This window comes from Alicyclobacillus macrosporangiidus CPP55 (genome assembly GCF_000702485.1).
In the GTDB taxonomy this organism is placed as follows: domain Bacteria; phylum Bacillota; class Bacilli; order Alicyclobacillales; family Alicyclobacillaceae; genus Alicyclobacillus_H; species Alicyclobacillus_H macrosporangiidus_B.
The window spans coordinates 528,755-541,323 of the sequence record NZ_JNIL01000001.1 but is presented as its reverse complement, the minus strand read 5'-3'; the positions used below and the strand labels follow the sequence as shown (position 1 = coordinate 541,323).

12 protein-coding genes and 11 tRNA genes are annotated in these 12,569 nt (G+C 63.7%); 22 read left to right on the top strand and 1 reads right to left on the bottom strand.

Features of this window, described 5'->3' with window-relative positions; genetic code table 11:
• Window position 1 precedes the first annotated feature (1 nt).
• From miaA to glnA, 22 genes are all read left to right on the top strand, one after another.
• Window positions 2–982, top strand: coding sequence for a tRNA (adenosine(37)-N6)-dimethylallyltransferase MiaA (gene miaA, locus N687_RS0102925; RefSeq protein ID WP_156040015.1), 981 nt, complete (start codon window positions 2–4; stop codon window positions 980–982).
• Window positions 983–1,043: 61 nt separating this feature from the next.
• A complete protein-coding gene (hfq, locus tag N687_RS0102920; RefSeq protein ID WP_029420421.1) occupies window positions 1,044–1,289 on the top strand; it encodes an RNA chaperone Hfq in 246 nt (81 codons plus the stop codon).
• 113 nt (window positions 1,290–1,402) lie between these two features.
• A tRNA-Thr gene (locus tag N687_RS0102915) sits at window positions 1,403–1,478 on the top strand.
• 6 nt (window positions 1,479–1,484) lie between these two features.
• Window positions 1,485–1,569 (top strand) — tRNA-Tyr (locus N687_RS0102910).
• A 42-nt stretch (window positions 1,570–1,611) separates the two neighbouring features.
• Window positions 1,612–1,687 (top strand) — tRNA-Trp (locus tag N687_RS0102905).
• A gap of 2 nt (window positions 1,688–1,689) precedes the next feature.
• Window positions 1,690–1,765, top strand: a tRNA-His gene (locus N687_RS0102900).
• Window positions 1,766–1,772: 7 nt separating this feature from the next.
• Window positions 1,773–1,847 (top strand) — tRNA-Gln (locus N687_RS0102895).
• Between the two features lie 9 nt (window positions 1,848–1,856).
• Window positions 1,857–1,933, top strand: a tRNA-Pro gene (locus N687_RS0102890).
• Window positions 1,934–1,999: 66 nt separating this feature from the next.
• Window positions 2,000–2,074, top strand: a tRNA-Ala gene (locus N687_RS0102885).
• Between the two features lie 46 nt (window positions 2,075–2,120).
• Window positions 2,121–2,195 (top strand) — tRNA-Asn (locus N687_RS0102880).
• 1 nt (window position 2,196) lies between these two features.
• Window positions 2,197–2,272 (top strand) — tRNA-Thr (locus N687_RS0102875).
• A gap of 89 nt (window positions 2,273–2,361) precedes the next feature.
• Window positions 2,362–2,437: transfer RNA gene (locus N687_RS0102870), tRNA-Val, on the top strand.
• A gap of 3 nt (window positions 2,438–2,440) precedes the next feature.
• Window positions 2,441–2,534 (top strand) — tRNA-Ser (locus N687_RS0102865).
• A 202-nt stretch (window positions 2,535–2,736) separates the two neighbouring features.
• Window positions 2,737–4,257, top strand: coding sequence for a spore germination protein (locus N687_RS0102860; protein WP_029420420.1), 1,521 nt, complete (start codon window positions 2,737–2,739; stop codon window positions 4,255–4,257).
• 576 nt (window positions 4,258–4,833) lie between these two features.
• Window positions 4,834–5,823, top strand: a complete 990-nt coding sequence (locus N687_RS0102850) for an AAA family ATPase (RefSeq protein WP_231493380.1) — start codon at window positions 4,834–4,836, stop codon at window positions 5,821–5,823.
• Entirely contained in the window at window positions 5,820–6,446 is a 627-nt protein-coding gene (locus tag N687_RS0102845) for a GTPase (RefSeq protein WP_029420418.1), read from the top strand. The genes N687_RS0102850 and N687_RS0102845 overlap by 4 nt, the downstream gene beginning before the upstream one ends.
• Window positions 6,427–7,041, top strand: a complete 615-nt coding sequence (locus N687_RS0102840; RefSeq protein WP_231493379.1) for a hypothetical protein — start codon at window positions 6,427–6,429, stop codon at window positions 7,039–7,041. Before N687_RS0102845 ends, N687_RS0102840 begins: the two co-directional genes overlap by 20 nt.
• The gene (locus N687_RS0102835; RefSeq protein WP_035462033.1) at window positions 7,041–7,256 is read left to right on the top strand and encodes a hypothetical protein; all 216 of its coding nucleotides are present in this window, start codon (window positions 7,041–7,043) and stop codon (window positions 7,254–7,256) included. Before N687_RS0102840 ends, N687_RS0102835 begins: the two co-directional genes overlap by 1 nt.
• Window positions 7,253–8,557 carry a GTPase HflX gene (hflX, locus tag N687_RS20610; protein ID WP_081841107.1) on the top strand — a complete coding sequence of 435 codons (1,305 nt, stop codon included), beginning with the start codon at window positions 7,253–7,255 and terminating at the stop codon, window positions 8,555–8,557. The genes N687_RS0102835 and hflX overlap by 4 nt, the downstream gene beginning before the upstream one ends.
• Complete coding sequence (locus N687_RS0102825; protein ID WP_081841106.1) at window positions 8,554–9,867, top strand: aminotransferase class I/II-fold pyridoxal phosphate-dependent enzyme; 1,314 nt, start codon at window positions 8,554–8,556, stop codon at window positions 9,865–9,867. The genes hflX and N687_RS0102825 overlap by 4 nt, the downstream gene beginning before the upstream one ends.
• A 70-nt stretch (window positions 9,868–9,937) precedes the next feature.
• Window positions 9,938–10,324 (top strand): MerR family transcriptional regulator, encoded by a 387-nt coding sequence (locus N687_RS0102820; protein WP_029420413.1) that lies wholly within the window; start codon window positions 9,938–9,940, stop codon window positions 10,322–10,324.
• 101 nt (window positions 10,325–10,425) lie between these two features.
• Entirely contained in the window at window positions 10,426–11,763 is a 1,338-nt protein-coding gene (gene glnA / locus N687_RS0102815; protein ID WP_029420412.1) for a type I glutamate--ammonia ligase, read from the top strand.
• A gap of 60 nt (window positions 11,764–11,823) precedes the next feature.
• Here the strand turns inward: glnA and lexA are convergent, their stop codons facing one another.
• Complete coding sequence (gene lexA, locus N687_RS0102810) at window positions 11,824–12,459, bottom strand: transcriptional repressor LexA (RefSeq protein WP_029420411.1); 636 nt, start codon at window positions 12,457–12,459, stop codon at window positions 11,824–11,826.
• Between the last annotated feature and the right edge of the window lie 110 nt (window positions 12,460–12,569).

Genomic DNA, 12,569 nt, shown 5'->3' with positions numbered 1-12,569 from the left:
GGTGTCCGGATTGAAATCTCTTCAGGGGCGGCCGGTGCTGTGCATCGTGGGGCCGACGGCGACCGGCAAAAGTGAATTGGGCGTCCTGGTGGCGAAAGCGGTCGGGGGCGAGGTTCTGTCCGCGGATTCCATGCAGGTGTACCGCGGCATGGACATCGGCACCGCCAAGTTGACCCCGGAGGAGATGCAGGGCGTGCCGCATCATCTCATCGATCTGGTGGATCCCGACCAGCGGTTCACGGTCGCCGACTGGAAGGAGCGAGCCGACGCGATCATCGCCAGGTTGCACGAGGCGGGTAAGTTGCCGGTGGTCGTCGGCGGCACCGGCTTGTACATCCGGGCCATCACGGAAGACCTCGATTTCGCGCGCCAGGAAGGATCGGCCGAAGTTCGGGCTCGTTGGCGTCAGTTTGCCGCCGAGCGGGGAAACGAAGCGCTGTACGAAACCCTGCGGCGGCTCGACCCGGAGACAGCCGAGCGCTTGCATCCGAACGACGTGCGCCGGGTCATCCGCGCGCTGGAGGTGTGGGAGCTCAACCAAGAGCGCTTGTCTGAGCGGTACGACTGGCGGATCCAGGGGGGCCGTTACCACACGGTGCAGTTCGGCTTATCGATGGCGCGGGAATTGCTGTATCATCGCGTTAACCAACGGGTCGATCAGATGATGGCTGCGGGTCTGCTGGACGAGGTCAGAAGGCTGTGCGCCCGGGGATACGGCCGGGATCTGCCATCGATGCAGGCTATCGGCTACAAAGAGTTGGCTGCGCACCTGGCGGGGGAAATTTCGCTGGAGGATGCCGTTGCACAGGTGAAGCAGAACACGCGCCGCTTCGTCAAACGCCAGCTGTCTTGGTTTCGTCGCGATCCGCGCATCACGTGGATCGATCGCACGGCAGGCCCTTGGCCGGACGCTGCATTGCAAGTGGTTTTGCCGTCCGCCTTCGCCTTGAAGGCAGGAATTCACGTCCGAGGCCGAGAATAAAGATCCATACGATGGATGACGCGTGGGCGAGACGACTCTAGCAGAGTGGGGGAGCGGTCGAATGAGCAAACAGGCCATCAACATCCAGGACACCTTCCTGAACCAGATCCGCAAGGAGAAGGTGCCTGTCATCGTATACCTGGTCAACGGTTTTCAAATTCGTGGGATCGTGCGCGCCTTTGACAACTTCACCATTGTGCTGGAGTCGGACGGCAAGCAGCAGATGATCTACAAGCACGCCATCTCGACGTTCACCCCGATGCGAGCGGTGACGCTGCACTTGAACGAGCAGGCGCCGGAAACGTAAAGGCGCCTGCGGCGTCTTCGAGGCGTTCGAATGGAAGGTATTTCATCTTCGCATGGCAGAAAGAGGCGTTGACAACTCGCGCGGGGATGTGCTACATTACGTCTTGTCGCGGCGCCAGCGTAGCTCAGCAGGTAGAGCAACTGACTTGTAATCAGTAGGTCGCAGGTTCGATTCCTGTCGCTGGCTCCAAGTTTCGGAGGGGTACCAAAGTGGCCAAATGGGGCGGACTGTAAATCCGTTGCGTAATGCTTCGTAGGTTCGAATCCTACCCCCTCCACCACAACGCCGCGACGGTGGACGGGCGTCCGTCCTGTCCGGAAGTAGGGGCGTAGTTCAGCTGGTAGAACGGCGGTCTCCAAAACCGCATGTCGTGGGTTCGAATCCTGCCGCCCCTGCCATGGTGAGTATGGCGAAGTGGTTAACGCACCGGATTGTGGTTCCGGCATTCGTGGGTTCGATTCCCACTACTCACCCCACATTCATTGGGGAGTCGCCAAGCGGTAAGGCAACGGATTTTGGTTCCGTCACGCGAAGGTTCGAATCCTTCCTCCCCAGCCATCACGCCACCGGAGCATAGCGCAGCTTGGTAGCGCGCCTGCCTTGGGAGCAGGAGGTCGTGGGTTCAAATCCCGCTGCTCCGACCAAGTTTCGGCTTACCGAAATTGGGGCGTGCATCTGCGCGCGACGTCAGGCGAGGCTCCGGCGGACGCGGGGGTATAGCTCAGGGGGAGAGCACCTGCTTTGCACGCAGGGGGCCGTCGGTTCAAATCCGACTACCTCCACCAGCGCCGAGCATGCCGAGGCGTACGCGTGATGGATCGGCCAAAATGTTCCTCGATAGCTCAGCGGTAGAGCATCCGGCTGTTAACCGGAGGGTCGCAGGTTCGAATCCTGCTCGGGGAGCCATGCTCCCATAGCTCAGTTGGCAGAGCGCATCCATGGTAAGGATGAGGTCACCAGTTCGAGCCTGGTTGGGAGCTCCAGAATTGCCCGGCTGAGAGGCCGGGCATCTCATACCGCTGATCGGCGGTAACGGGGGCAATCCGGTCCGCTCTGCAGGCGGGGCGGGCGAGGGCGGTTAGCTCAGTTGGGAGAGCACCTGCCTTACAAGCAGGGGGTCAGCGGTTCGAGCCCGTTACCGCCCACCACGTGGAGTGATGGCCGAGTAGGTCGAAGGCGCTCGCCTGCTAAGCGAGTATACGCCCAAAAGGCGTATCGACGGTTCGAATCCGTCTCACTCCGCCAGATGAACGAGGTGAGCGGCTGCCTTGAGGCAGCCGCTCACCTGTTTTTTATGTCTTCATCGGCCCCGGGGCGCTCGCCGGATCGCGCGACCTGGAGCGGTCCGGTCCGCCGGACCCAACGAGGTTCGTCGTCGGCCCCTGCGCATGGAACGCGACCGCCCAGGCAACAGTACCAACAGGTTGTCTCGGGAGGAGCGTTCTCGTTGGAACCGAATGCGACCACAGTGCAGGCCGTCCCCATCTCGCCGCGCCTGCAAGACAATGTGGACTACGTGAATGACCAGATCGGTATAGGGACCAACTGGGACATCATCGCCAAGCCCTTCCAGTTCGGCGGCGTCCGGATGATGTCCTACGTGTCCAACGGTTACTTTCTCACCAACCATATGGTGCTGATCCTCCGCGATCTCCATCAGTGCATGCAGGCGTTCTCCGAGGCGCATCGAGACCGCTCGTTCACCATGCACGAGCTGATGGAGCATCTGATCCACGAGGTGGCATTCGTCCAGGTTCAAGCGTTGAACCGCATGGACGAGGCCATTCATTTCATCTTGTCCGGAGCGCTGGTCACTTTCCTGGACGGGTTTGACCAAGCCCTGATGATCGACACTCGCGTGTATCCGATGCGCAGCATCAGCACACCTGATCTCGAACGGACGGTCCGGGGTGCGCGAGACGCCTTTACCGAAACGATGCTGATCAACACGTCGCTCATCCGGCGGCGTCTGCGCGAACCGAGGTTGCGGGACGAGCTGATGCAGATCGGGACGAATTCGAAGACGGACGTCTGCATGATGTATATCGAAGGCGTCACCGATCCCCAGCTGGTGCAGGACATTCGGGAAAAGCTGCGGGCCATCGAGGTGGACGCCCTGTTCATGGGCCAGCAGACCCTGGTCGAACACCTCGGCCGCGTCGGCTGGAACCCGTATCCCCTGGTGCGGCTGACGGAGCGGCCGGACGTGGCGACCACGGCCCTGCTGGAGGGCCAGGTCGTGATTGTGGTCGACACCAGCCCCAACGTAATCATTCTGCCGACGAGCCTGTTCCACCATCTGCAGCATCCTCAGGAATATCAGATCTATCCGCTGGTCGGCACCTACATGCGGATGGTCATCCTCGTCGCGCTCATTCTGCACGTGTTCCTGCCGGGGGTCTTCCTGCTCCTGAACGCGCATCCGGACCTGATGCCCACGTGGCTCTCCTTCATGCGGGCGAGTCGGGGAGATCCGCTACCCCTGTGGGCCCAGCTGGTTTTGGCCGAGTTCGGCCTCGACATGCTGCAGCTGGCGGTCGTCAACTCGCCGAAGGAGCTGGCCTCCGCTATTGGCGTGCTGGCGGCTATGCTATTCGGTCAATTTGCGGTAAAAATTCACTTGGTTCAGGAGGGGATCATGGTATATGGGGGGCTGGTCGCCATCGCCCAGCTCGCCATGGCCTCCTATGAACTGGGCAGCGCCAACCAGATGGCTCGCTTTTGGACCATCGCCTGGACCGCCTTGTTCGGCGGATGGGGATTCGTGATCTCGGTCGCCAGTTGGTTCATCCTCCTGCTCAAGACGGAGTCCTTCGGATTGCCGTATCTGTGGCCGCTGGTGCCCTTCCAATGGAACCACGGATTCCGGCAGATCCTGTTCCGGCCTCCCATGCAGACGGTGGCCAACCGCAATGCCATCTCGAACGTGCTGCGCCGCCGGCGTGCGCACCGCGGCGGGGTGGCCTGACGGCCGCTCCGCGGATGCGGGCCACCTCTTTTGTCTCTATCGTTTGGATGGGGAATTTGATATACAATGGTGCCGAGGACAGGGAGTCGTGAGCGTGCCTTGCCGAAGCCGAGACCATCGGCGAGGGGGTGAGGCGCGCGTGGGATGGATACAAGCAGCATGTGCTGTTGTTCAAGCGGCAGTTGCTGTCGTGCGCCTCTGCCTCGACTGGATCGAGCGCAAGGGACGTAGCTAAGTAGACGCACCTTCCGGAGAACAGGAAAAGTCACCTGTGACCGCGAATCACAGGTGACCTCCGGCTAAGGTAAGGCCGCTCATCCCAGAACGATCTCCCTGTCCTCAGTATACTGTCCCTTTTGTTCGAACGTCAAACGACAATCGCACAATGTTTTGCTATACCCTGACACAATGCCCGAGACGCGCCAGGATCATCTTCCCGATCCCCTCACACCTATTGAGGTCATTCAACGGCCCCACCTGTCTCTGGGCGATCACCCAGATCCCCCTGGCTGCATAGGTTATCGTGCGCACCGCAACACGCCCATCCCCGGTTCAGGCCGGGGGCGGGTTCGTGAGGTGATCCGATTGCCTGTGGAACCGCGTCCCCCTTTTCCGAAGCGACATGCCGATTCCGTGATCGATCAATACCGGCAGGGCCAGATCGCGCTGCAGGAAGCTTTGAAACGCCTCTCGGGCGATCCCGGGTCCGAAACGGTGAAATCCCAACCTGGATTGACCAAGGAGCGGCTTGAGTCCATCCTCTCCGAACTGGACACGCTCGTCGGGCTCGAGCCGGTGAAAGCGGTGGTCCGCGAGATCTTCGCCTACCTGTATATGCAAGAGCGCCGCCGCCAGCACCATTTGCAGTGCGAGCCGGTAGTCCTTCACATGGTGTTCAAGGGCAACCCTGGCACCGGAAAGACCACCGTGGCCCGCATGCTGGCGCGGATGTTCCACGCCTGCGGGCTGCTCGAACGCGGGCATCTGGTCGAGGTGGAGCGTGCGGATCTGGTCGGCGAATACATCGGGCACACCGCGCAGAAGACCCGCGAGGTGGTGAAGAAGGCCCTCGGCGGGGTGCTGTTCATCGACGAAGCCTACTCGTTGGCCCGCGGCGGAGAGAAGGACTTCGGGCGCGAGGCCATCGATTGCCTGGTCAAGAGCATGGAGGACCACCGCAACGAGTTCATCGCCATCATCGCCGGTTACGAGGCGGAGATGGATTGGTTCCTCGCCACCAATCCAGGTCTGCCGAGCCGCTTCCCGATCCACATCACGTTTCCCGACTACGACGTCCCGGCGCTTCTGGAGATCGCGCGGCGCACCGCGGCGCAGCGGCAGTACCGTCTTAGCCCCGAGGCCGAGCAGAAGCTGCGCAGCCATTTGGAATGGGCGTGCCGGTGCGCCAAGGGAACGGAATTTAGCAACGCGCGGTTTGTACGCAACTTGGTCGAGAAGGCCATCCGCATGCAGGCCGTGCGCTTGTTCGATGTTCCCCGGCTGAGCCGGGACCAGGCGATGACACTGCAGCCACAGGATTTTCGGTGGGAGGGGATCATGCCGTGAAGCGAAGCCTCGTCATCGGCAAGACGAACGTCGGCAAGACCCTGTTTTGCATCCACTTCGCCCGCTACATGGGCGTGCGGGAGCTGCGTTGGCTCGTCGAAGAGGCAGACGGGCGCACCGACTGCCGCCTCATGTCGCTGGCGGAGGCCGAGGCATCCCTCTCGGACGCCCATCCCCACCGGACGCGGTGTCTGCAGTCTGTCGCTGTCGAGTTCCCGGCAGGGAAGACGGTTCGCCAACTGCTGTTGACCGACACCACGGGCCTGACGGAGGGGATCCACCCGGAACCGGCGCTGCGCGAGGCGATGGCCCAGACGCTGCGGGCGATGACGGACGCGAACCTGATCCTGCACATGGTCGACGCAGGGGCCATCGGCCGAGCCCTTCGCGGGCAGGTCGCTGACCCCGGCTGCGCCTGGGACGCTCTCGAATCCCAACTGGCCGAATTCGGCATGCGGCACGGGGGATACGTGCTGCTGGCCAACAAGATGGACCTACCGGGGGCGATGGACGGCTACCGCTTCCTGTGCAAACGGTATTCCCGCCAACGCGTCCTGCCCGTCTCCGCACTGCACGGGACTGGGTTTCGGGAGGTGAAGCAGGTTGTCTGGCGGTTTGCTTGAGTGGGGGATCCCGTTCGCGACCATGCTGTTGGTCGGCGCCGCCATCAAGTTGATGGACGACCACCTGGACGCCGAGTACGACGTGTGCCGCGGAGAGCAGACACTGGCCATCCGCTTCGGCCGCGCGGTCCTGCCGTACACCTTGGTGGCTGGCCTGTTGGCGGCCGCCTTCGATCACCGGCTTGCGTGCGCGCTCTTCTTCGCGAGCTACGCCGTCGGGATGTTCAACCGACTGGGGGAACGCCTCCCGACGCGGCTGCCCGCCTGGGCCGAAACCCTTCTCGCCGTTGCTCTGGCCGCCTTGGTGTCGGGCTGGCAGTTGGCGCTCTGGGCGCTCGCGCTCATCGCCGCCATCGATTGGACGGACGATCTCGCCGACGCCGCCAAGGACGCCCTCACTGGCCAGCGCAATCTCGCCCTCCGCATCGGGGTGGTGGAGACCACACTGCTTGTCCTGTTGGCGCTGTGTGTCGCGGTCGTGCTGAACGCGAAGGACACTGCGATGGCCTTCGTCGCCTTCGCATTGCTCACGCTTGCGTCCGAGGCCACGACCGTGCGGTTGTGGGATCCGGACGAGGGGGGGGAGGATCCGTGATGGCCTGGTCATGGGTGATTCCGCTGTGCCTGGCGGTCGCGGTGGCCGCATTCACGGCCGGAAGGCGGGCCGGCGTCCGACAGGGGCGATCGCGCGGTCTGGCAGAGGCACCGGTGCAGCTACGTCGCCAAGCCTTGCTGGAGGGCATATGCCCGATTTGCGACGCCCCCCGCTCGCAGTGTTACAATGAGCAGACAGGACAAACGGGGGGATGACGGTGCAAACGACGCGGGTGGTGCTCGGCGTGCGGCGGCTGCCCAGGGAACCGGAGCGGGCGTTCGAGGCGCGGGTCGCGGAGCTGATGGGGTTGTGCGAAGCGGCAGGCGCCACCGTGTGCGCGGTCTGCACGCAGACGCGCGAGCGCGTCGACGCTGCGCTGTATTTGGGCAGCGGTAAAATCGGCGAGATCCGAGCGCAGGTAGCCGCCTGCGGAGCGGAGTTGGTCATCTTCGACGGAGAGCTGAGCCCCGCGCAGGTTCGCAACCTCGAGAACCGGCTGGACTGCCGGGTGCTGGACCGCACCCAGCTCATCCTGGACATCTTCGCGTTGCGGGCGCGCACCCGGGAAGGGCGGCTCCAGGTGGAGATCGCGCAACTGCAGTACCTGCTGCCTCGGCTGACGGGCCGAGGCGTCGAGATGTCCCGGCTCGGCGGCGGTATTGGGACCCGCGGACCCGGAGAGACCAAGCTCGAAACCGACCGGCGGCGCATCCGCGAGCGGATCGACAGACTGCGGGAGGCGCTGGCAGACGTCCGCCGGACACGAAGGGTGCAGCGGGCGCGCCGCAGTGAAGCGGTGCCTTCCGTGGCATTGGTCGGGTACACGAATGCCGGGAAGACCACCCTGTTGGCCCGTTGGACGGCCGACCGAGGCGCCGGTGACGTCCCGGCCGGCAGAGAGCGCCTGTTTGACACGCTCGATCCGATCGCCCGGCGGGTCCGCAGCAGCAGTTCAGGCGAGTTGGTGCTGATGGATACGGTGGGGTTCGTTCAGGACCTGCCCCATCTGCTGGTTGATGCGTTTCGGGCGACCTTGGAGGAAGTACTCGCGGCGGACCTCATCGTGCACGTGGTGGATGCCACCGGTCCCGTCGAGACCAGGCTGGAGACGACGTACCGGGTGCTGGGCGAGATCGGTGCGTTGGACAAGCCCGTGCTGACGTGGTTCAACAAGATGGACGCGGCTCGGTGGCAGCCGGCGCCGGACCCGCATGCGGCCGTGACCTTGTACGGTTCGGCGGCTTCGGGGGAGGGCGTGTCGGCACTGTACGATGCAGTCGATCGCCTGCTCGCACTCGATCCGGTGGAAGTGCACGTCGCCGGGCCGTTGCAGGCGCAGGAGGTGTGGCGCGAGATCGCCCGCGCCGGTGCGGTGACGGATGTGCAGGAGCTGGGGCCGGGTGAAGCCGAGGCGGTGGTGCGCGTGCCGCGGCGTTGGGCGGATCGCCTGTGCAGGCGCATCCGGGCCGCGAGCGACGCGTTTCGTGTGACGGTGACAGGAGGGGTGGTTCGTTGAAGGGGAGTGCCCGGGAAGCAGCGGTGCGCCTGGTGGAGGCGTGCCGGCGCGAGGTCGCGGGAAGGCTGCAAGAAGTGGACGAGCTGGCCCTGGCCAATCAGCGCCGGGTCCTGGAGGCCATGTGGGCGGAGCGGGTCTCCGCCTCCGATCTGCACGGTTCCACGGGCTACGGATATGGCGACGAGGGGCGCGACAAGCTGGAGCGCGTGTACGCGCGCGTGTTCGGCGCAGAAGCCGCTTTGGTGCGCCCTCAGGTGGTCTCGGGGACGCACGCGCTGCGCTTGGGACTGTTTGGCGTCCTGCGCCCGGGCGACCACTTGGTGTTTGCCACGGGCGCGCCGTACGACACCCTGGAGGCGGTGGTGGGGCTGCGCCCGGCGTCGGGCAGTCTCGCCGAATGGGGGGTGTCGCACACGGTGGTACCCTTGGCAGATGATGGAAAGGTGGATTTGGATCGCGTGCGCGCGGCCCTGACGCCGCGGACGCGGGTGGTGTTCTTCCAGCGATCCCGCGGGTACAGCGACCGGCGCGCCCTCTCCGTGGCGGAGCTGGAGGTCTGCTTTCGCGCGCTGCGGGCCGAGCGCGACGGCCTGGTCCTGATGGTCGACAACTGTTATGGTGAGTTCGTAGAAGATCGAGAGCCAACCCACGCGGGCGCGGACTTGGTGATGGGGTCGTTGGTCAAAAACCCTGGAGCGGGCATCGCGCCGACGGGCGGTTACGTGGCCGGGCGCGCGGAGTGGGTGGCCCGCGCGGCAGACCAGCTGACGGCCCCCGGGCTCGGGGCGGAAGCGGGTCCAAGCCTCGGGGTGCTGCGTCTCTTCTATCAGGGCCTGTTCCTCGCGCCACACACGGTGGCCCAGGCGCTGAAGGGCTCCATCCTCGCCGCGAGGGTGTTGGAGTGCCTTGGACTGGACGTGTCACCGCGCTGGAACGAACCGCGCGCGGATCTGATCCTCGCCGCGCGATTTGAGGACCCGGGTCGCCTGTTGGCGTTCTGCCAAGCGGTGCAGGGGGCGGCACCGGTGGACGCCTTTGCGCGCCTGGAGGCGGCGCCGATGGCAGGCTATGAAGACCGGGTGGTGATGGCGGCGGGGACGTTCATCCAGGGCGGATCGCTGGAATTGTCGGCCGACGCTCCGATGCGCCCGCCTTACATCGGGTACCTGCAAGGGGGCCTGACATTGGAGCACGTGGTCATCGCCCTCGAGCAGATCGCCAGCGCGTACCTTGAGGGCACTCGCTGTGCGTCGAGAACCGCGGCGACGATGCCGGCGCCCGAGCCCGCGGACGCGTCCGGGAAGCGTTAACATTCCTGACTTGTAGGCGAGAAGAGGTGGATGTTAAGATACGCGTAAGGAACACTCGGAGGGATGCCCCGTGGACCTGAACACGCGCAAGGAGATGCCGGTGTTTTCCATCAGCGTGGTTCAGAAACTCACCGGTCTGTCGGCCCGGCAGATTCGTTACTATGAGCAGCATGGCCTCGTGAAGCCGGCGCGATCGCAGGGAAATCAACGCCTGTTCTCCTTTTTGGACGTGGAGCGGCTCCTGCAGGTGCGCGAGCTGCTTGATTCCGGGATGAACATGGCCGGCGTGCGGGCGTACTTCGAAAAGAACAAGCACCAGGTGCCTGGCAGGCAGGCGGAGCCGTCAGACAAGGAGCTGTTCCGCTGGATGGAGTCCCAGGTGCTTGAGCCCTCGTCGCGGGGGGCGGAATCGGAATTCCAAGGCGATTTGTCGCGGCTTCTGCGGCGCAGGCCGTGACGGGAATGACGCGGGATCCGGACGGCGGGGCCCCCTGGGTCAAGGGGCGCCCGCCGGGGATCCGGCTGTCCGCACCGCATCAGGGCGAAGGAGGAAACCACATGCGCACGGCGTATACGCGGGATCAGATTTTGCAGATTGCGAAGGAACAGAACGTCCGCTACATACGGCTCCAGTTTACGGATCTTTTCGGGGTTGTCAAAAACGTGGAAATCCCGGTGGATCAGTTGCCGAAGGCACTCGACAACAAGATCATGTTCGATGGGTCGTCCATCGAAGGATTCGTCCGGATTGAAGAATCGGACATGTATCTCATTCCCGACCTGTCGACGTGGCTCATCTTCCCCTGGGACTCCGGGCAAGGGCGGGTGGCACGCCTCATCTGCGACATCCATCTCCCGGACGGTCAACCGTTCCCGGGCGATCCGCGCGGCGTCCTCAAGCGGGTCCTGAGTGAGGCCAAGGCCATGGGATTCAACTCGTTCAACGTGGGCTCCGAGCCGGAATTCTTCCTCTTTAAGATGGACGAGAATGGCCGGCCCACCCAAGAGGTCAACGATGAGGGCGGCTATTTCGACTGGGCGCCGCTCGATCTCGGTGAGAACTGCCGGCGGGAGATCGTCTTGACGCTCGAAGCGATGGGATTTGAAATCGAAGCGTCTCATCACGAGGTGGCGCCGGGCCAGCACGAGATCGACTTCAAGTACTCAGACGCCGTGGAAGCGGCGGACAACATCGCCACCTTCCGGCTGGTGGTGAAGACCATCGCTCGCCAATACGGCCTGCACGCGACCTTCATGCCGAAACCGGTGTTCGGGATCAACGGATCGGGGATGCATTGTCACCTGTCTCTGTTCCGAAACGGCCAGAATGCGTTCTACGACGAAAGGGATGAACTCGGGCTGAGCACCACGTGCCGGCATTTCCTGGCTGGTATCTTGGCGCACGCACGCGGATTCACGGCCATCTGCAATCCGCTGGTCAACTCCTACAAGCGGCTTGTACCTGGCTACGAAGCGCCGAGTTACGTCGCTTGGTCGGCGAAGAACCGTTCCCCCTTGGTCCGCATCCCGGCGGCGCGCGGGGCGAGCACCCGGATCGAGGTCCGCAGCCCGGACCCTTCGGGAAACCCGTACCTCACCATCGCGGTCATGCTGGCAGCCGGCCTGGATGGCATCCGCAATCAGCTCTCGCTGCCGCCAGCCGTCAACCGGAACATCTACGTGATGACGGAACGGGAGAAGCAGGAAGCCGGCATCTGGAGCCTGCCCGAAAATCTCGGGCAAGCGCTGGAGGAGTTGAGCCGGGACGAGGTGATCGTGCAGGCCTTGGGCGAACATGTGTTTACCCATTTTGTCGAGGCCAAACGGATCGAATGGAACCTGTACCGAACCCAGGTCAGCGAGTGGGAACGCGAGCAGTACCTGAGCATGTATTGAAATACAAGCGGCCTCCGGTCATCACCGGAGGCCGCTTGGCGATTGGCACGGACACGAGGATCACCGGATCGCCCGAAATACGCCGATGACCTTGCCAAGGATTTTGACGGTCGGGTACCGGAGCGGTTCCATGGCCGCATTCTCCGGTTGCAGACGGATGTGATCCCGTTCCCGGAAGAACCGTTTGACGGTCGCCTCGTCCTCCTCGGTCATCGCGACCACGATGTCGCCGTTGTTCGCCCAATCTTGCCGCCGGACGATCACATAATCCCCGTCCAAGATCCCCGCCTCCACCATACTGTCCCCTTGCACGGTGAGCACGAAGATGTCAGCGTCCCGCGCCAGGTCCTTGGGCAAGGGAAAGTAGTCTTCGATGTTTTCCACCGCCGTGATGGGCAGGCCCGCCGTGACGCGTCCGACCACCGGAGCGAGGACAACGCCGGCCGGTACTTCTGCGGACGGGCGGCGCTCCGCGTCGTCCGAGGCATCCAGGAGTTCGATGGCGCGCGGTTTTGTGGGGTCGCGCCGCAGCAATCCTTTCGCTTGCAACCGCTCCAGATGGCCGTGAACAGTGGAACTGGAGGCCAGCCCGACGGCCTCCCCGATCTCGCGCACAGACGGTGGATATCCTCTATCGCGCACGGTTTTTCGGATAAAGTCGAGAATCGCCTGCTGACGGCGCGTGAGCTTGGTCACAGGACGCCCTCCGTTCGCTGGGTTTGGCCAAAGTATACCATGCTAACGAAAGGCGTGCAAACATTTGTTCGTATTTCTGCTTGACAGGAACATATGTTCGATCTATCATC

Bases quoted from the DNA above. Each gene is read 5' to 3' on its own strand.
- hfq (WP_029420421.1), top strand. From the start codon at position 1,044: ATGAGCAAACAGGCCATCAACATCCAGGACACCTTCCTGAACCAGATC.
- N687_RS0102835 (WP_035462033.1), top strand. From the start codon at position 7,041: ATGGCCTGGTCATGGGTGATTCCGCTGTGCCTGGCGGTCGCGGTGGCC.
- hflX (WP_081841107.1), top strand. From the start codon at position 7,253: ATGACGGTGCAAACGACGCGGGTGGTGCTCGGCGTGCGGCGGCTGCCC.
- glnA (WP_029420412.1), top strand. From the start codon at position 10,426: ATGCGCACGGCGTATACGCGGGATCAGATTTTGCAGATTGCGAAGGAA.